Source organism: Cupriavidus sp. (genome assembly GCF_057315035.1).
This window is the reverse complement of sequence record NZ_DBHKYV010000005.1, coordinates 230,935-253,226: the sequence shown is the minus strand read 5'-3', so window position 1 is coordinate 253,226 and position 22,292 is coordinate 230,935. Positions and strand designations below refer to the sequence as shown.

At 63.2% G+C, this 22,292-nt stretch carries 22 protein-coding genes; 20 read left to right on the top strand and 2 right to left on the bottom strand.

The annotated features are described in order from the left end of the window. Positions 1–92 precede the first annotated feature (92 nt). The 16 genes from glyA (at position 93) to ACO550_RS10965 (ending at position 17,023) form a co-directional block, all read left to right on the top strand. Entirely contained in the window at positions 93–1,340 is a 1,248-nt protein-coding gene (gene glyA / locus ACO550_RS11040) for a serine hydroxymethyltransferase (protein WP_315592591.1), read from the top strand. 189 nt (positions 1,341–1,529) lie between these two features. Next, complete coding sequence (gene nrdR, locus ACO550_RS11035) at positions 1,530–1,997, top strand: transcriptional regulator NrdR (RefSeq protein ID WP_315592592.1); 468 nt, start codon at positions 1,530–1,532, stop codon at positions 1,995–1,997. Between the two features lie 206 nt (positions 1,998–2,203). After that, positions 2,204–2,911 (top strand): GspH/FimT family pseudopilin, encoded by a 708-nt coding sequence (locus ACO550_RS11030; protein WP_315592593.1) that lies wholly within the window; start codon positions 2,204–2,206, stop codon positions 2,909–2,911. Between the two features lie 4 nt (positions 2,912–2,915). Further along, positions 2,916–3,455, top strand: a complete 540-nt coding sequence (pilV, locus tag ACO550_RS11025) for a type IV pilus modification protein PilV (protein ID WP_315592594.1) — start codon at positions 2,916–2,918, stop codon at positions 3,453–3,455. Then, positions 3,452–4,291 (top strand): PilW family protein, encoded by an 840-nt coding sequence (locus ACO550_RS11020; protein WP_315592595.1) that lies wholly within the window; start codon positions 3,452–3,454, stop codon positions 4,289–4,291. Before pilV ends, ACO550_RS11020 begins: the two co-directional genes overlap by 4 nt. A 67-nt stretch (positions 4,292–4,358) precedes the next feature. Beyond that, positions 4,359–4,886 (top strand): pilus assembly PilX family protein, encoded by a 528-nt coding sequence (locus ACO550_RS11015; protein WP_315592596.1) that lies wholly within the window; start codon positions 4,359–4,361, stop codon positions 4,884–4,886. Positions 4,887–4,942: 56 nt separating this feature from the next. Next, positions 4,943–9,730 (top strand): pilus assembly protein, encoded by a 4,788-nt coding sequence (locus ACO550_RS11010; RefSeq protein WP_315592597.1) that lies wholly within the window; start codon positions 4,943–4,945, stop codon positions 9,728–9,730. A gap of 29 nt (positions 9,731–9,759) precedes the next feature. Then, positions 9,760–10,224: a type IV pilin protein gene (locus ACO550_RS11005; RefSeq protein ID WP_315592598.1), complete on the top strand. Its 465-nt coding sequence runs from the start codon at positions 9,760–9,762 to the stop codon at positions 10,222–10,224. A 159-nt stretch (positions 10,225–10,383) separates the two neighbouring features. Further along, positions 10,384–10,803 carry a hypothetical protein gene (locus tag ACO550_RS11000; RefSeq protein ID WP_315592599.1) on the top strand — a complete coding sequence of 140 codons (420 nt, stop codon included), beginning with the start codon at positions 10,384–10,386 and terminating at the stop codon, positions 10,801–10,803. After that, positions 10,800–11,726 carry a PilW family protein gene (locus tag ACO550_RS10995; RefSeq protein WP_315592600.1) on the top strand — a complete coding sequence of 309 codons (927 nt, stop codon included), beginning with the start codon at positions 10,800–10,802 and terminating at the stop codon, positions 11,724–11,726. The genes ACO550_RS11000 and ACO550_RS10995 overlap by 4 nt, the downstream gene beginning before the upstream one ends. Next, positions 11,720–12,277, top strand: coding sequence for a pilus assembly protein PilX (locus ACO550_RS10990; RefSeq protein WP_315592601.1), 558 nt, complete (start codon positions 11,720–11,722; stop codon positions 12,275–12,277). Before ACO550_RS10995 ends, ACO550_RS10990 begins: the two co-directional genes overlap by 7 nt. Then, positions 12,274–14,127, top strand: a complete 1,854-nt coding sequence (locus ACO550_RS10985; RefSeq protein WP_315592602.1) for a PilC/PilY family type IV pilus protein — start codon at positions 12,274–12,276, stop codon at positions 14,125–14,127. Before ACO550_RS10990 ends, ACO550_RS10985 begins: the two co-directional genes overlap by 4 nt. Further along, positions 14,124–14,591, top strand: a complete 468-nt coding sequence (locus ACO550_RS10980; protein WP_315592603.1) for a prepilin-type N-terminal cleavage/methylation domain-containing protein — start codon at positions 14,124–14,126, stop codon at positions 14,589–14,591. The genes ACO550_RS10985 and ACO550_RS10980 overlap by 4 nt, the downstream gene beginning before the upstream one ends. After that, entirely contained in the window at positions 14,588–15,124 is a 537-nt protein-coding gene (locus tag ACO550_RS10975) for a GspH/FimT family pseudopilin (protein ID WP_315592604.1), read from the top strand. The genes ACO550_RS10980 and ACO550_RS10975 overlap by 4 nt, the downstream gene beginning before the upstream one ends. An 84-nt stretch (positions 15,125–15,208) precedes the next feature. Then, positions 15,209–16,330, top strand: a complete 1,122-nt coding sequence (ribD, locus tag ACO550_RS10970; protein WP_315592605.1) for a bifunctional diaminohydroxyphosphoribosylaminopyrimidine deaminase/5-amino-6-(5-phosphoribosylamino)uracil reductase RibD — start codon at positions 15,209–15,211, stop codon at positions 16,328–16,330. 60 nt (positions 16,331–16,390) lie between these two features. Then, positions 16,391–17,023 (top strand): riboflavin synthase, encoded by a 633-nt coding sequence (locus ACO550_RS10965; RefSeq protein ID WP_315592606.1) that lies wholly within the window; start codon positions 16,391–16,393, stop codon positions 17,021–17,023. 79 nt (positions 17,024–17,102) lie between these two features. On the opposite strand, the gene ACO550_RS10960 is transcribed toward ACO550_RS10965, so the two are convergent. After that, the gene (locus tag ACO550_RS10960; RefSeq protein WP_315592607.1) at positions 17,103–17,291 is read right to left on the bottom strand and encodes a putative motility protein; all 189 of its coding nucleotides are present in this window, start codon (positions 17,289–17,291) and stop codon (positions 17,103–17,105) included. 117 nt (positions 17,292–17,408) lie between these two features. Further along, positions 17,409–18,440, bottom strand: coding sequence for a CoA transferase (locus tag ACO550_RS10955; protein WP_315592608.1), 1,032 nt, complete (start codon positions 18,438–18,440; stop codon positions 17,409–17,411). A gap of 257 nt (positions 18,441–18,697) precedes the next feature. On the opposite strand from ACO550_RS10955, the gene ribBA reads away from it, so the two are divergent. The 4 genes from ribBA (at position 18,698) to ACO550_RS10935 (ending at position 22,267) form a co-directional block, all read left to right on the top strand. Then, a complete protein-coding gene (ribBA, locus tag ACO550_RS10950) occupies positions 18,698–19,822 on the top strand; it encodes a bifunctional 3,4-dihydroxy-2-butanone-4-phosphate synthase/GTP cyclohydrolase II (protein ID WP_315592609.1) in 1,125 nt (374 codons plus the stop codon). Between the two features lie 81 nt (positions 19,823–19,903). Continuing rightward, positions 19,904–20,404 carry a 6,7-dimethyl-8-ribityllumazine synthase gene (gene ribH, locus ACO550_RS10945; RefSeq protein WP_315592610.1) on the top strand — a complete coding sequence of 167 codons (501 nt, stop codon included), beginning with the start codon at positions 19,904–19,906 and terminating at the stop codon, positions 20,402–20,404. Next, complete coding sequence (nusB, locus tag ACO550_RS10940; protein ID WP_315592739.1) at positions 20,404–20,931, top strand: transcription antitermination factor NusB; 528 nt, start codon at positions 20,404–20,406, stop codon at positions 20,929–20,931. Before ribH ends, nusB begins: the two co-directional genes overlap by 1 nt. 154 nt (positions 20,932–21,085) lie before the next feature. After that, positions 21,086–22,267, top strand: coding sequence for a pyridoxal phosphate-dependent aminotransferase (locus ACO550_RS10935; protein ID WP_315592611.1), 1,182 nt, complete (start codon positions 21,086–21,088; stop codon positions 22,265–22,267). Positions 22,268–22,292: the final 25 nt, after the last annotated feature.

The following is a 22,292-nucleotide window of genomic DNA, read 5'->3' as shown; positions in this document are numbered from 1 at the left end:
AAGTATTCCCGCAATATCAGATAGCGCCGACCAGCATACGATTTTCATATCGACATTGCCGTCCGCTTTCCTTTTTACAGACGAGTCACGCCATGTTTGAACGCAGCCGTTTCACGATCGAACAGATCGACCCCGAAGTCTTCGCCGCGATCCAGAAGGAAAACCAGCGTCAGGAAGACCATATCGAACTGATCGCTTCGGAAAACTACACCTCGCCGGCCGTGATGGCCGCGCAAGGCTCGCAACTGACCAACAAGTACGCCGAAGGCTATCCGGGCAAGCGTTACTACGGCGGTTGCGAATACGTGGACGTGGTGGAGCAGCTGGCCATCGACCGCGTGAAGCAACTGTTCGGCGCGGAAGCCGCCAACGTGCAGCCGAACTCGGGCTCGCAAGCCAACCAGGGCGTGTTCTTCGCCATGCTCAAGCCGGGCGACACCATCATGGGCATGAGCCTGGCCGAAGGTGGTCACCTGACCCACGGCATGGCCCTGAACATGAGCGGCAAGTGGTTCAACGTGGTTAGCTACGGCCTGAACGCACAGGAAGACATCGACTACGACGCGCTGGAAAAGCAGGCCCACGAGACCAAGCCCAAGCTGATCATCGCTGGCGCCTCGGCCTTCGCACTGCGCATCGACTTCGAGCGCATCTCCAAGGTTGCCAAGGCAGTTGGTGCCTACTTCATGGTGGACATGGCCCACTACGCCGGCCTGATCGCCGCCGGTGTGTACCCGAACCCGGTGCCGCACGCCGACTTCGTGACCACCACCACCCACAAGAGCCTGCGCGGCCCGCGCGGTGGCGTGATCCTGATGAAGGCCGAGCATGAGAAGGCCATCAACTCGGCCATCTTCCCGGGCATCCAGGGTGGCCCGCTGATGCACGTGATCGCCGGCAAGGCCGTGGCGTTCAAGGAAGCACTGCAGCCGGACTTCAAGGCATACCAGGAACAGGTGGTGAAGAACGCCGCCGTGCTGGCCGAAACGCTGATCGCGCGCGGCCTGCGCATCGTGTCGGGCAGGACCGAAAGCCACGTGATGCTGGTGGACCTGCGCGCCAAGCAGATCACCGGCAAGGAAGCCGAGAAGATCCTGGGCGACGCGCATATCACCGTGAACAAGAACGCGATCCCGAACGATCCGGAAAAGCCGTTCGTGACCTCGGGTATCCGCCTGGGCTCGCCGGCCATGACTACGCGCGGCTTCAAGGAAGACGAAGCACGCCAGGTGGCCAACCTGATCGCCGACGTGCTGGACAACCCGCACGACGAAGCCAACATTGCGAAGGTGCGCGAGCAGGTGTCCGCCCTGACCCGCCGCTTCCCGGTGTACGGCTGAGCAACAGCCCGAGCTGATCACGCGCTGACCTGACGGCCGTTTCCTGCTAACAGCCAGATAGTCAGCGCGTACCAACGGTACGGTCATCTTTCATCGTAAAGATGGCTGTACCGGTTGACTTGCCACAAGTCCGCGGCAGAATTCAAAGATGCAAAATGCGGTCTGGCAATTTTCTCCAGGTGGTCAGGCATGAAATGCCCCTTCTGCGGTCACTCCAATACCCAGGTTCTTGACAGTCGCGTCTCGGAAGACGGCGAGACCGTGCGCCGCCGTCGGCGCTGCGAAGCCTGCGACCGCCGCTTCACCACCTACGAACGTATCGAGCTGTTCTTCCCGGCCATCGTGAAGAAAAACGGCTCTCGCGTTGACTACACACGCAGCAAGCTCAAGGATTCGATGCGTCTGGCCCTGCGCAAGCGGCCGGTATCGGCCGAAGCCATCGACGAGGCCATCCTGCGCATCGAGGAAAAACTCCTGGCACTGGGCGAGAAGGAAATACCGAGCAGCCAGGTAGGCGAGCTGGTCATGCGCGAGCTGCGCAAGCTCGACAAGATCGCCTATATCCGCTTTGCCTCGGTCTACCGAAGCTTCGAGGATGTGTCTGAATTCCGCGACGTACTCGACGAGTTTTCCACCCCTACCCCACGAAAGGGGTAGCTACTTCACAAAAAAAGCTGTCTAATCTGCACTGACCTCCTTCGGGTAAGGAGGCTGGCGAACGAGCGCGCGTTGTGATGACAGCGGATGTCATCACAGCAGATGCCGTGGAACCGGTTCCGACAGAGAACCGGCCGCAGCAGGAATGGCTCGCCCGCCGCGCAAGAAAACAATAACGAACTGTCGTTTTTTGGACGGGAGTCAACATGGGTCAGTCTTTCTGCCGCGAGGCAGTGGGCTTGCTGGCGCCTGTACTGCCTGTGCCTGAGGTCACTTCGGGCAAGGCGGCACACGCGCCGGAAGCCGCGCGTGCGTACGCCGCAGAATCGCGACGCACCTGCCTGCATTCGCCTGCCATCTCTTCAACATCGGTCTTGTCGGCACCGCAACATCAGCGGCGCGCCACGCGTGGGCTCACGCTGATCGAACTGCTGGTGGCCCTGACCGTGCTGTCCATCCTGGCAGCGGCGGCGATTCCCAATTTCAAGTCTTTCCTCCATAACAGCCGGCTCTCATCAGATGCCACGCGGCTGTTCACCGATCTCGAACTGGCGCGCAGCGAAGCCGCGCGTCGCAATGCCACCGTCACGATCTGCCCGCTGGACACCGGCAACCTTTGCTCCGACGACTGGAGCCTGCCCCGCATCCTCTTTGTCGACGCCGACAATGACGGCATCTACTCGAACACCGAAGAGCTGATCCGGCATAGCGACACGCCACAGCCCACCACCGCGATCACGGGCCTCAACCTCGGCGTAACGCTGAACCGCGTGCGCGTGCGCTCCACCGGCAGCACTACCGCACCGACCGCGAGCTGGAAATTCTGCGAGCGCAATTCCACGGAAGCCGGCCAGACCGTACTGCTGACCGGCAGCGGCCGCCCGTCCATCCAGTTGCAGTCCATCTGCCCCTGACACCATGGCGCCCTACCCTTCTCCTACCTTGCGAACGGCCCGGCAGCGGCAACGTGCCCGCAACGGTTCACGCGGCTTTTCGCTGATCGAGGCATTGGTGACGCTGGTGGTGCTGTCGATCGGCATGCTGGCGCTGGCCAACCTGCAACTGCAAACGCTCGTGGATTCGCGCACAGCATCGATGCGCAATTTTGCCGCGTTGATGGCCTACAACCTGGCCGACCAGGTGCGCAGCAATGAAACCGCCGTGACCAACGGCACGTTCAATTCGCCCAAGAACACGCCCGAACCCAACTGTTATGCCGCCGCGGGATGCGACCCGAACCAAATGGCTACCACGGCCTATGCCACGTGGCTGGAGGACATCAAGGCTGCCATGCCCGGCGGTGACGGCATCGTCTGCATCGACAGTACACCCGACGACGGCGAAAGCTCCACCAATGCAGCATGCGATCTCGTCGCAAATGCACCTTACGTGATCAAGATCTGGTGGCGAGAAGACAAGCAGGTCACCCAACGCTTTTCTACCGCGCTGATCCCATGACCACACCGAACCGTCAGATCCGCCGCCATGCGGCACGGGGTTTCACGCTGGTCGAACTGATGGTCGGCATGGTCATCAGCATGTTGCTGATCCTGGCGGCCAGCTCACTCTATATCTCGCAGCGCCGCTCGAACAGTACGCAGGGCGACCTCGGCGAGATCCAGGAGAACGCGCGCGCCATTGCGCAACTGCTGCAACGCCAGTCGCGCCAGACTGGCTATACCGACTTCATGTTCAGCAACGACTTCGCGCTGCCTGAACTGGACGCCAGCAACGACGACGGCACGAACAGCAGCGACAAGCTGATCCTGCGCTACTACGGCTCGTCCCAGGCGGGCGCAGACCCTAATGCGGCATCGAACGCCACCAACTACCCGAAGGCCGACGGCGGCATGGTGGACTGCGCCGGCAACGATGTCAGCGGCAACTTGCAGACCACGGAGATCTATTCGATCGTCAACGACGCCTATGGCGTGCCGTGGCTGCAGTGCGAAGTCAATGGCACGGCCACACCGTTGTTCCGCAATGTCGAGGCCTTCCAGATACTGCTGGGAGAGGACACCGACATCGACAAGACCGTCAACCGCTTCGTACGCCCGGGCGCGGCCGCGAACCTCGACAACGTACTGGCGCTGCGTGTGTCAGTGGTCCTGCGCGGCACCGGCACCAACAACCCGACTCCGACCAAGCTGGTGATCAACCACTTTGGCACGACGTACGCACCGAACGACCTCGCACCCAACAACGATGCCGGCAGTGTAATGAAACTGGCCGATGACGGCCGCCTGCACAAGCATTTCACGTTCTACATCGCCCTTCGCAACCGACTGAACTAGGCCGGCCATGAACCACCGCTCTCCTGAATCTTCACGCCGCCCAGGCAGCCAACCGGATCAGCGCGGCATGTCGCTGGTGCTGGTGCTGCTGTTCCTGATCATCCTGACGCTGGCCGGCCTGGCCGCCAGCACGATGAGCCTGAGTTCGGAAAAACTGGCCCGCAACACCCGCGACGAAATCGTTGCACTGCAGGCCGCCGAAGCCGCGCTGCGTGACGCGCGTCTCGATATCAGCACCAAACGGATGCTGAGCGGCATGACTGGCACATCGGCGACCTGTGACGTGGTGAACTACAAGGGCTATTGCCAGTTCGCCACGTCGGGCCAGCAGGTCTGGGAACTGTATATCGAGGACCCCAACCGCTCGGTCGAACTGGGTGAGATGACCGGCCTCACGGCCACGCAGAAGATGCCCACGACAGCCACCGCGAAGGCCAACGGCGTCTCGAAACAGCCGCGCTACCTGATCGAGCCTCTCAAGGACCAGGGCGATATCGAGTTTGGTTCCAATGCGTACGTTTACCGCGTTACGGCGATCGGATACGGCGCCAACCCCAGCACCAAGGTAATGGTGCAGGAAGTCGTCCGCTTCTGACGACTCCCCAGTCAATCCTGAACTGTCTTGCGCAATCCCTAACCGTCAGGCGCACCATGACCCAGTCCACTATTCATCGCATCGTGAGCCGTATCCAGATCGCCCTGCTGGCGGCATCCGGCCTGCTCGCCATTGCCACGGCCTCCGCCGCCGGTCCTCAACTCAACCTGACCACGCGTCCGCTGTACGCGGGCGGCAACGTGCCGCCCATGGTGATGATCGACCTGACCAAGGATCACACGCTGCACCAGAAGGCGTACAACGACTATACCGACCTGAACGGCGACGGTAGTCTCGATACAACCTACACCAACGGTATCGACTACGCCGGCTACTTCGACTCATACAAGTGCTACGGCTACGACAGCAGCACGATCAAGGGATTCGTGCCGAAGTCGATTACGACCACCAAGTACTGTGACGGCAAGACGTGGAGCGGCAACTTCCTGAACTGGGCCACGATGAGCCGCATCGATGAGGTGCGCAAGATCCTGTATGGGGGCACCCGTTCCACCGACACCGCCACCACCACGGTGCTGGAGCGTGCATTCCTGCCGATGGATGCGCACTCCTGGGCCAAGTTCTATAACGGCTCGGACGTGGCGCAACTGGTGCCATTGACGGTGGAAGTGGCCTCGGCCATCGGCACGCTGACATCGAGCACCTCGATGAAGCTGGCCGCTGCCGCCGCCAGCAATATCGCGCTCAACGACGTCAGCAAGGTACAGATCGGCGACCAGCTCAAGTTCGAGCCGACTTCAGGTGCCACGGCGGGCAGTTCAATGACCGGCTGGGTGATGAAGGTCAACACGAGCTCGGTAAACATGGCGTTCTACGCGGACGGCGTGTCGAACCCGGGCAGTTCGACCTCGAATTTCTCGGCGTGGAAGGTCACCAACCTGACGCGTGGCGGCCTGACGATGTGCAATGTCACGCCGAAAGACTCGAGCAACGTCAACTCGCAGACCAACCAGCAGGCGCCACAGATCCGTGTCGTGGCCGGCAACTACGCCACCTGGGGTGCGTCGGAAAAATGGCAGTGCAACTGGTACGCCGAAGCCAGCAATACGCAAGGTTCGTTCCTGCCGAAGATTGGCAGCTCGACCGTCAGCGGATCGTCGAACGGTAACCGCGCGGCCTTGTCCGGCATCAACTCGTCGGCGGAGAATCCGTCGCAGTCGGTGCGCGGCCTGGGTACCGGTCAGGACACCGGCGTATTCAATGCGCGCGTGCAGGTTTGCGTGGCCAGCCTGATCGGCACCGAGAACTGCAAGCAGTACGGCACCAACTACAAACCGTACGGGCTGCTGCAGAAATACGGAGAAACCGGCGAAATGCTGTTTGGCCTGATGACCGGCAGCTATGACAAAAACATCTCGGGCGGTGTCCTGCGCCGCAACGTAACGAACTTTGCGTCGGAAATCAATCCCGACACCGGCATCTTCACCTACTCGGCCACCAGCGGCGCGGTCAAGGGCATTGTCTGGAATATCGACAAGCTACGCCCCTACGGCTACAGCTACACCGACGGCAGCTACGTCAACGCCGACCAGTGCAATTACCAGCAAACCGGGCTCCAGGCCTCGGGCGGTAGCAACGCACAAAACAAGCCGGCGTCGGAAGGCAACTGCTCCACCTGGGGTAACCCCATCTCGGAAATCTATGTCGAGACGCTGCGCTACTTTGCCGGCAAGACTGCCAACAGCGCATTCGCGCCATCGAGCACCGGCAAGGACAACACGCTGGGGTTGACCCAGCCGGCCTGGGCCAACCCGATGGACCTGCCCAAGACCAACTCCGGCCGCGCGCCCTACTGCTCGCCACTCAATGCGCTGGTGTTCAATTCGAGCGTGTCTTCGTACGACAACGACCAGCTCAGCAACATGAGCACACTGAACAACTCGCCCGATATCAGCACGTACACGAACAAGGTAGGCACCGGCGAGGGAGTACCGGGCAACTCGTGGTTTGCAGGTGGTATCAACGGCGGCACGATCGACAACCTCTGCTCGTCCAAGTCGGTCTCCAATTTCAGCGATGTGCTTGGTATCTGCCCGGAAGGTCCCTCGCAGAAGGGTACGTTCCAGATTGCCGGCGCGGCGTTGTTTGCCAAGACCAACCGCCTGCGCTCGGCCACCGACGCCACCACGCTCGGGGTTCCCACCACAGATACGACGTCGCTGAAGATGAGCACCTACGCGGTGCAGTTGGCCACCAACACGCCGAAGATCAGCGTCAACGTCAACGGCAAGACCGTGACGATCATGCCGGCGTACCAGTTGCACCCGCAATCGCCCAACAGCGTGACGGCCGATGCCAGCACGGGCACACTGGTCGACTTCAAGGTGATCTCGCAGACGGCCACCAGCGGCAAGTTCTATGTGAACTGGGAAGACTCGATCGCCGGCGGCGACTATGACCAGGACGTCTGGGGCATCCTGAGCTACAGCGTCAGCGGCGACACCATCACGGTATCCACGCGCGTGGTGTCGGGCTCGTCAGCCAACGGCCAGGGCTTTGGCTACACGATTTCGGGCACATCGAAGGACGGCCCGCACTTCCACTCGGGCATCTACGATTTCCAGTACACCGATCCTGCCGCGATCAAGGTCACGCCATCGAGCGCCCCGATCAATACCTCGGGCGGCTGCAACAAATGTAACTTCGGCGATCCTGAAACCAGCGTTGCCTATACGGCAAATGGCAAGGCCGGCTCGCAGTTCCAGGATCCGTTGTGGTACGCGGCAAAGTGGGGCGGCTTCAAGGACAGCAACAATACGAGCACGCCCGACCTGACATCCGAATGGGACGTACGCCTGTCGAACGGCATGAGCGGTTCCGACGGCCTGCCCGACAATTACTTCTACGCCACCAATCCGGGCGCACTGGCCTCGGCACTCGAGCGTGCATTCCTGTCGATCCTGAAGACCTCGTCCGCGGCGGCCGTGGCCACCAATACGTCTTCGTCAACGAGAGTGGGCTCGCAGGTCTTCCAGGCTCGCTTCAATGGCACCGACTGGTCTGGCCAGTTGCTGGCCTTTGCGCTGAATGCTGATGGTGACGTGCTGACGCCCGAAGTCTGGGATGCCGGCGCCAAGCTTGAGGGCGTCAGCCAGGACACGCGCAAGATCCTGACCTATAACACCGCGGACACTACCAGTGCCGGCATCCCGTTCCGTTGGGACCGGCTACCCACCGCGTACCAGACAGCCCTGAATGGCAGTGATTCGCTCGGCAGCAAGCGCCTGCTGTGGCTGCGCGGCGACCAGAGCAATGAAGGCGACGGATCCGGCCAGTTCCGCACGCGCCCAACCACCGTACTGGGCGATATCGTGAACTCGGGTCCGCAGTATGTGGGCGCGCCCGGTGCCGGCTACGGCGATGCAACCTACGTGGACTTCGTCACCAGCAAGCGTACTCGCAAGCCGATGCTCTACGTAGGCGCCAACGACGGCATGCTTCACGCATTCTCGGCAGACAGTAGCACTGGCGGCGATGGCGGCAAGGAACTGTTTGCCTATGTGCCTTCGCCAACGTATGCAAAGCTGGCCAACCTGACCGCCAATGGCTATGTACACGGTTACTACGTGGACGCCACGCCGACGATCACCGATGCCAATGTCAACAATGCCTGGAAAACCGTGCTGGTGGGCGGCATGGGGGGCGGCGGCAAGGGCATCTTCGCGCTCGACGTGACCGACCCGACCTCGGTCACCGAAGCCGGCGCCGCAGCGACCGTGCTGTGGGAATTCACCAGTGCCAACGATGCGGACCTGGGCTATACCTACGGCAGACCCAAGATCGTCCGTCTGGGCAACGGCAAGTGGGCCGCCGTGTTCGGCAATGGCCTGAACAGCACGGCAGCGCGCGGTTCGATCTTCATTGTGTTCCTCGACCGCCCCGCCGGTAGCAAGAGCTGGGTGCTGGGTACGGACTACCTGAAGCTGACCGTCGATGACGCCACCGCGGCAACCACCAAGTCGAACGGCATCGTGCAAGTGTACGTAACCGACACGAACGGCGATTTCGTTGCGGAAGCGATCTATGCGGGCGACATGCTTGGCAATGTCTGGAAATTCGATGTCAGCGGCAAGACTCCTGCGAGTTATCAAGCCACACGCCAGTTGCTGTTCAGCGCCGCCGATGCCTCCGGCAACTCGCAGCCGATCACGACATCGTTCAGTGGTTTCCGCCACAAATCTGGTGGCGCGCTATTGATGTTCGGCACGGGACGCTACGTCGACACCAGCGATCCTTCGAGCATGAGCACGCAAACGATGTATGGCATCTGGGACAAGTTCAGTGCTACCCAGCCGAAGATCACGCGCTCGCAACTCGTGCGACAGACCATCGACCAGGAGGTTCAGTCTGGCAGCGACTGGTATCGCGTGCTGAGCAAGAACACCGTGAACTATGCCAATGCCAACGTGCTCGGCTGGTATCTGGACCTGCTCTCGCCGTCCGTGGGCCAGCAGGGCGAGCGCGTGGTCTACGATCCGCAGCTCAGTGGCAAGCAGGTGCTGTTCTCCACGTTGATCCCGTCGACCGATGTCTGCGAGAACGGCGGTACCAGCTGGACGATGCTGATCGACGCCATGACCGGTGGCCGGACCACGCTGTCCGCGTTCGATGTCAACGGAGACGGCAAGTTTGGCAGTTCGGATGTGGTAGGCAGCAATGGGGACCAGGTGAATGGCAAGAAGTCCAACACCGGCATCCAGACCAACCCGACAGTCAGTGGCGATATTTCCTATAACAGCAACACCAACGGCACCATCACAACCAACCGGATCAACACAGGCTATCCGACCGGTCGCCTGTCATGGCGCCAGATCCAGAAATGACGATGTGCCAGGAAACAAGGAGACCCGCCATGCCTGACTGCGTCAAGGTAATCGGCGGGCGCCACCCGGGCGCCCGCGGCTTTACGCTGATCGAACTGATCATCACGGTAATGATTTTGGGCATCGTGGCGGCCTTCGCGATTCCGCAGTATCAACAATACGTAACCAAGGCACGTCGCGCGGAGGCCAAGACTGGCCTGGCGCGCGTGCAGGGCGCGCTGGAGCGGTACTACACGGTCAACAACACGTACTCCGACGATCCCGATAAATTGAAGGTGCTCAAGTGTGACAATGCCAAGACACCATCGGGCGAGAACTGCCAGTCCACCAACTACATCATCCTGATAGAGGCGTTGAACGGCGCTACGCTGGCCACCGGCTACCAGTTGACCGCCACGCCAGTGCGCGCCGACAGTGTATGCAACGCGTTCACCGTGAATAGCCTCAACGTGAAAGATGCCACCGGGACCGGAGGTGCGGCGAATTGCTGGTAACAGCTACTGAAGCTCAAGCTTGACGTGTTCTGATGGGGACCTAGGCCAACGCCGAATCCCCATCGGACACACACCGACACAACTCCTCCACATCCGGACACGTTTTAAGGTCCGTTCCGCCGCTATCTTGGTCATCCGTTCTTACCGAACCGATGCACCATGTCACTCGCGGCACCTTCCTCCCCTGCTTCATCGCTTTCCCCTTCCGATGCATTGGCCACCGGGCCGTGTTGCCGCTCAGCCGGCCACGTACTGTTCGAAGCGCTGCTCTGCATTGCCATCGTCGGACTCGGGGCGATACCACTCGCGACGCTTGGCAGTACATGGCTGCGCTGGACGCATGAGCATCAGCAACTGAGCACGACGCTGCAACTGGCGGCGGAACGTGCCGAGGCTGGCGTTGATGAATGGCCGTTGGTGAGCGGCGATGCGCAACGTGCCATGCTCTGCGAAAGGGTATCGCCTCGCACCGGCTGCATACCGGGCACACGTCTCGCAATGGCCAGCCTGCCTGAGCAATTACAAGCAACGGGCGTTGATGCGCCACCGACCCGCATCGTGCTCTGGGTGTCGCCATGATGCGCATACAACAAGGCTTTACCCTGGTCGGCATGATGGTCGGTGTGTCATTGGGGATGATCGTCACGCTTGCCGCATTGGCAATGTTCCAGGTCGTTCGTGCCGGCTACGCGAGCGTGGTGGATGGTGTACTGATCGAAGAGCGCGGCCAGCGCGCACTCGCCATCATGTCCCACGCGATCCGTCAGGCCGGATGGATCCCGGTGCACGTCGCGCAAGCGGCGGCCCACCCTGCTCCCGCCGCGCCACTGGAAGGTCGCGACGATTGCGCAAACCCGTCTATCGGTGCGGAACTGCGATGCACGCGCGCCGGCGTGCTCGGCAGCGATGCATTGCTGGTGCGGGTCTCGGGCAGCGGGTTGGCGAACGACCCTACGCTACCAGACGGAACCATGAGCGATTGTGGTGGCTATGCACTGCCAGCCCGCGCCGTCCGGTCGGATAACGGCCCTGCTGATCATCATGCCGCAAGCAACCTGTTCTATATCGGCATCGCCAGCGACGGTGTTCCCCAACTGCTTTGCCGCTATCCGCGCCGTGAAGGCAATCGGGTGCGCACAGACGCCTACACTGCCGGCACGCTGGTGCGCGGCGTGGAGGTCATGCAACTGCGCTATGGCGTCGATACAGACGACGACGGCCGGATCGACCGCTTTGTACCAGCGCGGTCGCTGCAGGGGCAGCCGCATGCCGGCTGGCATCGTGTGCGTGCGGTACAGATCGCCGTAGTGATACGCGGTGAGCGTCCCACGGCTTCCCCATCGTCGTCCCAAACGCTCACGTTGCTTCCCGCACAAGCCAGCGATGGGCAGAACGATGCGTTGTCATTCGTCCCGACGATGCACCCTGAACTACGGCGCCGCGTCTTTGCCACCACGATCCGCTTGCGCAATCCGTCGCCGTGCCGGGAGGCCATATGCTGACCCCGCGCGTGCAGACGGGCGCCGCACTGCTGGCCTTTATCGCCATGCTGATGTTGCTGATGGGTAGCGCCGGTGCAGCGGCCGTGCATTTCCTGTTGACTGGCAGGCAACTGGCGAGCCTGCAACTGGACCGCGAGATCGCGTTCCGCGCCGCCGAGGCCGCGCTGGTTGACGCCGAGACGGAACTGATCGCAGCGACCGCCTCCCATAGCGAGAGATTCGCGATAACGGCCTCGCCAGGCGAGTGTGCGGACGGCGTCCATCGTGGGATCTGCATGGCAGGCGGCGAACACTCGCCGTGGCAAGCGTGGTTCGATGGCGATGCCAGCAGCGAGATCGGCATTGCGCTGGGCACGTTCACGGGCGCACAGCTTCCGGAGCTACCCAAGGACGTAATCGGCGCCACGAGGCTACCGCGCTATCTGATTGAGGTCCTCGATAACCCGTCCGATGCGGCGCAAGCCATGTGGCCACGCATGCGCATCGTCGCAGTTGGATTTGGACGGGATCCCGCTGTCCGCGTGTTGTTGCAAACGGAGTTCCAGCCTTGAATCTCGCGAACTGTTTCTTCATCCGACTGTGCGCACTGATGCTGTGGACGGTTGTAGTGTGCTTGATGTTCATGCACTCGGCCTTCGCGGCGCCTGGCCAACTCCCGTTGGGCTATCGGATTTCAGACGGTGGTTATTCCTGGACTGGCCGCCTGCATGCGCTGGCGTTCAAGACCGCGTCGCTGTCATCGTCGGCAGTCCTCACGCAGTGGGAGGCCAGCGAACTGCTGGATCAGCGCGACATGCACACGCGACGTCTTTACCTGGGTGGCCGCCGCATCGACCCGCTGCGTTGGGGCGCGTTGGACGACGCAGCAAAGGCTACGCTGGACAGCGTCGAACCGGTTGGCCACGGCAGTGAGCGATTGGCGTGGTTGCGCGGGGAGCGACGCAATGCGATGCTGCGCCCGCGCGACACACGGCTGGCCAGCGCCACCGGCGCACGCGTACATCTGGTGCTGCCACCCCGATGGCTGCCGATGCAAGCGGGACATACCGACTTCCGGCAACGACATACGACGCGTGCGACGACCGTCTGGCTCGGCACGCGCGATGGATTCCTGCACGGCTTTGACGCCATTACCGGTCACGAGATTGCCGCTTACCTGCCGCGGGCAATGCTGACGGCAGCCGCATGGCATACGGCGTCGGGCAGCGTCGTACCCCCGCCGCCCTGTCCGCGGCCCGAAAGTCTCGATGCCGACCCGTCACAGACATGGCGCACGCTGATGCTATGCGGAGTTCCGTCGTTTGAAGCTGCTTCAGGCGTGCAGCCGGCCGCCATCTTCGTGCTCGATATCTCGACGCCCGATGCCCCGACACCGATCGGACTGGTCTGGGAAGTCAGCGCAACCGACGCACTGCGGCTCACGGGTCGTGGACCGATTCGCGCCGCGATGTGGATCGAGCATGCGGCGCGCCGCTGGGCGGCAGTTGCGATCATCGCGCCTGACCCCGAAACGCGTACACGCGCCGCGCTCGCCTTGTTGCCGCTCGACCGATCTCCCGAGTCCTGGGCAACTACCGGTGATGTCGCGCGCATCGGCTTGCCCGAGTCGGGCTGCGGTACGCCGACTTCGTCCACTCGTCTGCTGGCCACCACCGTACACAGCGCCGCCAACGGCTCCGCACGCGCCGCGTATGCCACCGACAACCAAGGACGACTCTGGCGCTTCGGCCTCGATCACCTGTCGGATAACAGCCAAACATCGAGCCAGGCATCGGCAGCAACCTGCATGCATCGCCAGCAGGGTGTCGCGGGCCGCAAGGTGGAGGCGCCCATTGTCGTGCACACCGATGCAGCGCCACTCGTGGTCTATGGCAGTGACCAGCAACTGTCCGCAATTCCCGATTCCCGCGGTTCACACGGCGCGCCCGCTCGCATCGCCCCGCAGTACGAACGGGATGGCGTTGTGTTGCGGCGGCAGACCGGTGCTTCCGCCACCAGCGGCTGGACCCTATCGTTTCCGTTTGCGGGCGAACGGATCGACACGCTATACCGCGCAAGTCCGGTGCACCTGGGGTTCACCACTGTGTCACCTGACGGCCAGCAACGCAGCTATCTGATAGATGCGAAGAGCGGAGAGTCGGTCCTTACCACCGGCGCCGATGGCAATCCCACTCTAGCCATTACCGGGTCGCCATTCAAAGGTAGCGGCACAGATCCGATTGTGGTGACCTCGACGGTCGCCACCGACGCGCCCACGGCGCCCGCCACTTCGACACGCGATACGTTCGACGTGGGCCTGTGGCATGTAGACGGCGACACGGCTCAACTGATGCAACAGGCTCGCTGGTTCCGGCGCCGTGGCCGGCTCGGATGGCGCGAATTGATCAGGACCCCGGCATGAACACTCGAAGTCCGATCCAAAGGCTACCCGGTACCGGCTTCAGCCTCGTGGAATTGATGGTCGTGCTGGTGATTGCCGTGCTGTTGACAGTGCTTGCCCTGCCTGCATGGCAGCGGCACATCGAACGCGGCTGGCGCATGCAGGCACGCGTCGAATTAATGGCGGCGATGCTTGCACTGGAACGTCATATGCTTTCGGCCGCATCGTTCGAGAGTTCTCCCGGTAGCGCGACGCCCGCCGGCGAATGGCCCCACCCAGTGCCACCTCCACCGGCGCGCACCCGCTACTGGCTTTTGGCAGCCAGTTGCGCCGGCATCGACCTGTCGCGCTGCGTAGAGATTCGCGCCACGCCGGTCCATCGCGATGACGCCTGCGGCATCCTGGTCCTGCGCAGCAGCGGGGAGTGGCTTTCCATGCCCACCCGTGACGGCGATGCCATACCGATCCCTGCGGAGTGCTCATGACGTTGTTGGCAAGGCATCCGCATGTGCTGGGCGTGACGTTGGCCGAGCTGCTGATTTCCCTGGCGATGTCTGCGGCACTTGCAGTCGCCGCGTGGCCAACGCTAACGGCCATGCTTGCCCAGCAACGTGTTGCCCAGACAGCAGATCGGCTGGCCGCTTCGCTGGCACTGGCGCGAAGCACGGCTGCGGCGCAGCGTACGGAGGTGCGGCTAGGCCCGATCGGCGACGCTTACAACCTGGATCGTGGCTGGCAACTGACTGCCTTGACCAACGAACCTGACGGGCAGGCAACGCCGTTCTCTGTTGTGGCGTTGAACGACCGTTGCCTGCGCATCACGTTGCGCGGGACTGGCGTCGCCGCCAGCACGCAAAGCCTGCGCTTGACAGCTGTGGGATACTCACGGTCTGAGCGCGGTGGTTTTATCGCGGTTACATTCCAGGTGCAATGCGACCAGGCGCGACGCCAGGTCCGGCTTGGTGCCCAGGGGCGCATCCGGATTTGCCGGCCCGGTGTCGATGCCGACTGCGGCTGACCACGCTGGCAACCACACGCACCATCTCACGCAACAAGCACACGCACCAACCGCACGCACTTTTTCGGCCCGACTCGCCACACCATGTTCTCCGATTCCGACCACACCGCCATGGAACAGGCCCTCGCACTTGCGGCGCGCGGCATGTTCACCACCACGCCGAACCCTCGCGTCGGTTGCGTCCTGATGAAAGACGGGCAGGTGATCGGGCAAGGCTACACGCAGCCGGCTGGCCAGGATCACGCCGAAATCCAGGCAATGAAAGATGCCGTCGCGCACGGCCACGATCCTGCCGGGGCCACGGCCTATGTCACGCTGGAACCGTGCAGCCATTTTGGCCGTACTCCGCCTTGCGCCGATGCACTGGTGCGCGCCCGTATTGCGCGCGTGGTGGCCGCCATGGAAGATCCGAACCCCAGCGTGTCAGGCCGGGGTCTGCAGCGACTGCGCGATGCCGGCATCGACGTACGCTGCGGCCTGCTCGAAAAGGAAGCGCGCGATCTCAATATCGGCTTTGTCTCGCGCATGACGCGTGGTTTGCCATGGGTCCGGGTCAAGGTAGCCGCATCGCTCGATGGCGGCACTGCCCTGCACGATGGCACCAGCCAATGGATCACGGGCCAGGCCGCACGCGACGATGGCCACGTCTGGCGCGCACGGGCCTGCGCCATCCTGACCGGTATCGGTACCGTGCGCGATGACAACCCCGCCCTGACGGTACGTGCCATTGCCACGCCGCGCCAACCACAACGCGTACTTGTGGACTCACGACTCGAAGTGGCGCTGGACGCCCAGATCCTGAACCGCGATAGCGGTGATTTCGCCAAACCCGTGCTGGTATTCTGCGCGGTCGAGGACAAGGTTCGCCAGCGCGCGCTGGAAGCGCGTGGCGCCGAAGTCGTGGTGCTCCCGAATCGGCATGGCAAGGTGGAACTGCGCCGCATGCTCGAAGTACTGGGCCAGCGTGGCATCAACGAACTGCATGTGGAGGCCGGCTTCAAGCTCAATGGCTCACTGATCCGCGAAGGTTGTGCCGACGAACTGCTGGTCTACCTGGCACCCCGGCTGCTCGGCGACGCGCAGGGAATGTTCAACCTGCCGCCGCTGGCCAGGCTTGAAGATGCCGCAGCCTTCCGCTGGCACGAAGTGCGCCAGATCGGCGACGACCTGCGCCTGATCGCGCGCCGCGCCGACAGCAAGCACTGAGCCGCGGGCGCCGCATAACATCCCACACCACAACGTATTCAGATTCAGAAAGAGGCAAGCATGTTTACTGGCATTGTGGCGGCAGTTGGCCGCATCGAATCGGTTTCCCCACTCGGCGATAACAATGCCGGCGTGCGGCTGCGCGTGGCGGCCGGCGACCTGGACCTGTCCGATGTCGGCATCGGCGACAGCATCGCCATCCAGGGGGCGTGCATGACGGTGGTGACACTGGAAGCCGGGCATTTCGATGTCGACGTCTCGCGCGAATCGCTCGACAAGACCGTCGGGCTGGAACAGGCCGGCCGCGTCAACCTTGAGAAGGCACTGCGCCTGGCTGATCGCCTGGGCGGCCATCTGGTTTCCGGCCATGTCGATGGCCTGGGCGAAGTGGTTCGCTTTGCGCCGGTCGGTGAATCGCACGAACTGCGCATCCGCGCCCCGCGGGAGCTGGGCCGCTACCTGGCATACAAGGGCTCGGTGGTGGTCAATGGCGTTTCGCTGACCGTCAACAGCGTCAGCGACGAGGCCGACGGCTGCGTGTTCTCGATCAACCTGATCCCGCACACAGTGGAAGTGACCACGCTTAACGAACTGGCAGCCGGCAAGCGCGTGAACCTTGAGATCGACCTGATTGCGCGGTACGTGGAGCGGATGCTGTCGGCGGATGGCGACGCCAAGGCCGTGGTGCTGTAACGGGCAAGGCTTGATGGAACAGGCAGCCCCCGGCAATGCCGAAGGCCGCCTGCACCGGAGAGGCTTTCACCTTCCCGGCTTACACCTTGATATCGATGCTGTTACCGAGGTGCGGGGGGTTGCTGCCACCCGAGACAGCCGGGGCTGTCTGGAGCAACTGGGCTACGCCTTGCGCCTGCAGGTCCAGCGTCTTGCGCAGCATCAGCAGTGCTACCGGATCGCTACCGGCATCCGCCGCGCCCAGCGAACTGACGAGGGAAGTACTCATAAAGAATCGCCTGACAAGTTGAGGAATGCGGAATCATGGCGCGCCAACGTCGTGCGCCATGAATCCGCAGCCTTGTTGTCGGCCAGATTCCGGAGAGCTTGAGCCGTCACGCCTTGCTCAACCGTCCAATGGGGAAAACTTCGGCGCCCCCGAGGTATCCAGTGTTCCGTCGTCATGCGCGGCGAACATGCCGCGCGCGAGGTTGTGCGGATGGCGGGCCGCCTCGGCAATACTCAGTACCGGCGCATAGCACACGTCGGTCCCGCCAAGCAGTTGGTCCCAGTATGCGCGCGGCTGACTCCGGAACAGCGCCGTGAAACGTGCCTTCAATTCAGGCCAGCCCGCATGGTCGTACTGCCTGGCAGGATCCACATCGAACAGGCCAAGCTTGTCGAGCAGCAGTGCGTAGAACTGCGGCTCCAAGGCGCCGATCGTAATGAATCCGCCATCCGCGCAACGGTAGACGTCGTAGAACGGGGACTGATGGAACGGGCTGGGGTCCGGCCCGTCAAGCTGGCCGTTATTGCGCACCCAGAGTGCGATGCTGCCAAGCATGGCCACCATATCGACAATCGCGCCGTCGACGACGCGCCCGCGGCCCGAGGTGCGCGCGTCGAGCAGCGCGCAAACCATGCCGAAGGCCAGCCCCAGCGCGCCACCGGCGTCGCCCACCACGGTGGGCGGGATCATCGGCAGCTCTCCCGGTCGCGCCGACAGCGACAGTATGCCGGTCAATGCCACATAGTTGAGGTCGTGGCCCGCTGCCTGCGCCAACGGCCCATTCTGGCCCCACCCGGTCATGCGCCCGTAGACCAGCCGGGGATTACGGGCTGCGCAATCGGCGGGGCCCAGCCCGAGCCGCTCCATGACGCCGGGCCGGTTGCCTTCGATCAGCGCATCGGCGCCCGCAACCAGCCGCATCGCCTCGGCCATGCCATCTGGCTGCTTGAGATCCAGCGCGATGATCGTCTTGCCTCGCCGTAGCGGACTGTCCCGGTCGCCGCCGAGCTTTTCTGCCACGGCCCCGCGCTGGGGCCTGGCAATGACAATGACCTCGGCGCCCATGTCGGCCAGCATGCGGCCAGCCAGCGGCCCGGGGCCAAGGCCTTCGAATTCGACAATGCGGATGCCTTGCAGCGGTGGCGTCATGCGGTATCTCCTGAGCGTGCGGCGACACACCCCACTGATATGCCGCCTTCTTCACTTCAATACAACCCGGACCAACCCGCGCCTTGATCGCGGTCGCGCAAACCGGCTGCGCGAGCGGGGCACCCATGGACGGCATGGCGTACAATAGCGGCCTTGCTTTCGCCGGCATCGCCGCATGTGCGCCCGATGATGTGCCGGCCCTTCCCGCCTATTGCACCGCATCCATCGCACCCGCCCGTTATTCAAACGCCCCAGCCATGACTATCGCCCGTACTGAAGACATCATTGCCGACATTCGTGCCGGCCGCATGGTCATCCTCGTTGACGAGGAAGATCGCGAAAACGAGGGCGACCTGGTATTGGCTGCCGACTTCGTGACGCCGGAGGCGATCAACTTCATGGCCAAGTATGGCCGCGGGCTGATCTGCCTGACGTTGACGGCCGAACGCTGCCGCCAGCTCGAGCTGTATCCGATGGTGTCGCGTAACGGCACGGTGCATGGCACCAACTTCACGGTGTCGATCGAGGCGGCCGAGGGTGTGACCACGGGCATTTCCGCCGCCGACCGCTCGCGCACTGTTCAAGCAGCCGTGGCCAGGGATGCGCGCGCCGCGGATCTGGTCCAGCCAGGCCATATCTTCCCGCTGACGGCCCAGCCCGGCGGCGTGTTGATCCGCGCCGGCCATACCGAAGCCGGCTGCGACCTGGGTGCCCTGGCCGGCCTGACGCCCGCGTCCGTGATCTGCGAGATCATGAAGGACGACGGCACGATGGCTCGCCTGCCCGACCTGATCGAGTTTGCGCGCGAGCACGATCTCAAGATCGGCACGATCGCCGACCTGATCCACTATCGCAGCCGCACCGAAAGCATCATCGAACGAATGGGCGAGCGCGAAATGCAGACGCCGTGGGGCACGTTCCGCGGCATCCTGTATCGCGACAAGCCGTCGGGCCGTGCCCACCTTGCGCTGATCAAGGGCCAGCCGCATCCGGATCGCGATACCCTGGTGCGCGTGCATGAACCGCTGTCGTCGCTGGACCTGCTCGAAGCCGGCCGCACCACCCACTCGTGGGGTGTGCCCGCCGCGCTGGAAGTCCTGCATCGCGCCGAGCAGGGCGTGATGGTGCTGCTTAATTGTGGCGATTCGCCGGATCAGCTGTTCACGCAGTTTGCCGCACTGGACGAGCCGCACAACCGTCCGCGTCGCAAGCCCGACCTGCGTACCTATGGCGTGGGTGCCCAGATCCTGCGCGACGTGGGCGTGGGCAAGATGCGCGTGCTGGGCTCGCCGCAGAAAATGCCAAGCATGACTGGCTATGATCTGGAGATCGTCGGGTGCGAGCCGATGAGCGGCGAGAGCAACGAGTCGAACTGCGACTGAGCCAATCGCCCTGCCATACGGAAATCAAGCGGCGCCGGCCACAACGTGCCGGTGCCTGAACGAATCAATGGAGAACTGACAATGGATCACGGCTTCTACGAGAGCAACCTCGACGGTGAAGGCCTGCGTATCGGTATTGTGCAAGCCCGTTTCAACGAGCCCGTTTGCGACGAACTGCGCGAAGCCTGCCTGGCCGAACTGGAAAAACTCGGTGTCGAAGGCGAAGACACGCTGCTGGTCACCGTGCCAGGCGCGCTCGAGGTGCCGCTGGCACTGCAGAAGATGGCCGAAAGCGGCCAGTTCGACGCGCTGGTCGCGCTCGGTGCCGTGGTGCGCGGCGAGACCTATCACTTCGAGCTGGTCTCGAACGAATCCGGCGCCGGCATCACGCGCGTGGGCCTGGATTTCAACGTCCCGGTGGCCAACGGCATCCTGACCGTCGACACCGACGCGCAAGCCCACGCCCGCACGCGCGAGAAGGGCCGCGACTGCGCCCGCACCGCCGTGGAAATGGCCAACCTGGTGGTCGCCCTCGATTCGCTGCGCGAGAACGAGGCCGACGGAGAAGATGAGGAAGAATGATGAGTGATGCACCGGACACTGGCGACACTGGCGACAAGGGTGGCAACCTGACCGGCAAGCCGGCTGGCGCCAAGCCGCGCACCGAACCGAAGGCCCCGCCCAAGAGCGCACGCCGCCGGTCCCGTGAACTGGCACTGCAGGGCCTGTACCAGTGGCTGCTGAATCGCAACGATATTGGCGCGATCCAGGCCCATCTGAACGACGCCCAAGGCTTCAACAAGGCCGATCGCGAGCATTTCGACGCGCTGCTCAATGGCGCCGTGCGCGAAGAGGAGCGCCTGACCGCCTCGTTTGCGCCGTTCCTCGACCGCAAGGTCGAAGAACTGTCGCCCGTGGAACGCGCCGCGCTGCTGGTTGGCAGCTACGAGCTCGTGCACTGCCTGGACATCCCGTACAAGGTCGTGATCAACGAAGCTGTGGAACTGACCAAGACCTTTGGCGGCGTGGAAGGCTACAAGTATGTGAACGGCGTGCTCGACAAGCTGGCTGCACAGGTGCGGGCCCCCGAAGTGGCCGCACGCCGCTGATCCCGCCGATCCCGCCGATCCCGCCGATCCCGCTTAGCTGCCGCTGCTGATCGCTGGAGCCAGGCATCCGACTGTGCCCGGCCCCGGCAAAACACCCGCTCCGGCGGGTGTTTTTGTTTCTACTCTAATTGAAGGCTTGCTACCCACGACTGCCATGGACTTCCAGCGCATTGCCACCGCCTCACGACTTGCCAATATCGAAGCCTTCCACGTGATGGAGCTGGCCAAGCAGGCCGCCGAACTCGAACGGGCTGGCCGGCACATCATTCATATGGGCATTGGCGAGCCCGATTTCACGGCGGCCGCCCCCGTGGTGCATGCCGCCGAAGCCGCCATGCGCCGCGGCGTGACGCAATACACTGGCGCGCTTGGCATCCACGCATTGCGCGAGGCAATCGCCGGTTACTACAAGACCGCCTACGGACTGGACATTCCAGCACGGCGCGTGATCGTCACGGCTGGCGCTTCCGGCGCGCTGCTGCTGGCCTGCGCGGTGCTGGTCGATATCGGCGCCGAAGTGCTGATGCCCGACCCGAGCTACCCATGCAACCGCCATTTCGTGGCGGCCTTCGACGGCCACGCAAAGATGATCCCCAGCGGACCAGCGGAGCGTTTCCAGCTGACCGCTGCCCAGGTGGCCGCGCATTGGGGCGAGAAAACGCGCGGCGTACTGCTGGCGTCGCCGTCGAACCCCACCGGCACCTCGATCCTGCCCGACGAGCTGAAGGCAATTTTGGCCGAGGTACGCGAGCGCCGTGGCTTCGCCATCCTCGACGAGATCTACCAGGGCCTGTCCTATGACGATCCGCCGGTCTCGGCGCTGTCTCACGACGACAATGTGGTGACCGTCAACAGCTTCTCGAAATACTTCAACATGACGGGCTGGCGACTGGGCTGGCTGGTGGTACCCGATTCGCTGGTACCGGCGTTCGAGAAGGTCGCGCAGAACCTGTTTATCTGCGCCTCGGCCGTGGCCCAGCACGCGGCGGTGGCGTGCTTCTCGCCAGAGGCGATGGCGATCTACGACGAACGCAAGGCCGAGTTCCATCGTCGACGCGACGCCATCCTGCCCGCGCTGGAAGCATTGGGGTTGCGTGTACCGGTCAAGCCCGACGGTGCGTTCTATGTCTACGCCGACTGCCGCCATGTGAACCACCCCGCCGCCGGCAATGCCGACAAGCTGACCCAGGCCATCCTGCACGATGCCGGCGTGGTGATGGTGCCGGGCACGGACTTCGGCCCGCATACCGCCAACGACTACATCCGGATCTCGTACGCGACGTCGATGGCCAATATCGAAGAGGCAATGCAGCGGCTGCACCATTTCCTGCGCTGACCCTCCGCACGCCTGAAGCGCCCAA

Excerpts from the sequence above, each read along its gene's own strand:
- glyA (WP_315592591.1), top strand. The coding sequence starts at position 93 with ATGTTTGAACGCAGCCGTTTCACGATCGAACAGATCGACCCCGAAGTC.
- nrdR (WP_315592592.1), top strand. The coding sequence starts at position 1,530 with ATGAAATGCCCCTTCTGCGGTCACTCCAATACCCAGGTTCTTGACAGT.
- ACO550_RS11030 (WP_315592593.1), top strand. The coding sequence starts at position 2,204 with ATGGGTCAGTCTTTCTGCCGCGAGGCAGTGGGCTTGCTGGCGCCTGTA.
- pilV (WP_315592594.1), top strand. The coding sequence starts at position 2,916 with ATGGCGCCCTACCCTTCTCCTACCTTGCGAACGGCCCGGCAGCGGCAA.
- ACO550_RS11020 (WP_315592595.1), top strand. The coding sequence starts at position 3,452 with ATGACCACACCGAACCGTCAGATCCGCCGCCATGCGGCACGGGGTTTC.
- ACO550_RS11015 (WP_315592596.1), top strand. The coding sequence starts at position 4,359 with ATGTCGCTGGTGCTGGTGCTGCTGTTCCTGATCATCCTGACGCTGGCC.
- ACO550_RS11010 (WP_315592597.1), top strand. The coding sequence starts at position 4,943 with ATGACCCAGTCCACTATTCATCGCATCGTGAGCCGTATCCAGATCGCC.
- ACO550_RS11005 (WP_315592598.1), top strand. The coding sequence starts at position 9,760 with ATGCCTGACTGCGTCAAGGTAATCGGCGGGCGCCACCCGGGCGCCCGC.
- ACO550_RS11000 (WP_315592599.1), top strand. The coding sequence starts at position 10,384 with ATGTCACTCGCGGCACCTTCCTCCCCTGCTTCATCGCTTTCCCCTTCC.
- ACO550_RS10995 (WP_315592600.1), top strand. The coding sequence starts at position 10,800 with ATGATGCGCATACAACAAGGCTTTACCCTGGTCGGCATGATGGTCGGT.
- ACO550_RS10990 (WP_315592601.1), top strand. The coding sequence starts at position 11,720 with ATGCTGACCCCGCGCGTGCAGACGGGCGCCGCACTGCTGGCCTTTATC.
- ACO550_RS10980 (WP_315592603.1), top strand. The coding sequence starts at position 14,124 with ATGAACACTCGAAGTCCGATCCAAAGGCTACCCGGTACCGGCTTCAGC.
- ACO550_RS10975 (WP_315592604.1), top strand. The coding sequence starts at position 14,588 with ATGACGTTGTTGGCAAGGCATCCGCATGTGCTGGGCGTGACGTTGGCC.
- ribD (WP_315592605.1), top strand. The coding sequence starts at position 15,209 with ATGTTCTCCGATTCCGACCACACCGCCATGGAACAGGCCCTCGCACTT.
- ACO550_RS10965 (WP_315592606.1), top strand. The coding sequence starts at position 16,391 with ATGTTTACTGGCATTGTGGCGGCAGTTGGCCGCATCGAATCGGTTTCC.
- ACO550_RS10960 (WP_315592607.1), bottom strand. The coding sequence starts at position 17,291 with ATGAGTACTTCCCTCGTCAGTTCGCTGGGCGCGGCGGATGCCGGTAGC.
- ACO550_RS10955 (WP_315592608.1), bottom strand. The coding sequence starts at position 18,440 with ATGACGCCACCGCTGCAAGGCATCCGCATTGTCGAATTCGAAGGCCTT.
- ribBA (WP_315592609.1), top strand. The coding sequence starts at position 18,698 with ATGACTATCGCCCGTACTGAAGACATCATTGCCGACATTCGTGCCGGC.
- ribH (WP_315592610.1), top strand. The coding sequence starts at position 19,904 with ATGGATCACGGCTTCTACGAGAGCAACCTCGACGGTGAAGGCCTGCGT.
- nusB (WP_315592739.1), top strand. The coding sequence starts at position 20,404 with ATGAGTGATGCACCGGACACTGGCGACACTGGCGACAAGGGTGGCAAC.
- ACO550_RS10935 (WP_315592611.1), top strand. The coding sequence starts at position 21,086 with ATGGACTTCCAGCGCATTGCCACCGCCTCACGACTTGCCAATATCGAA.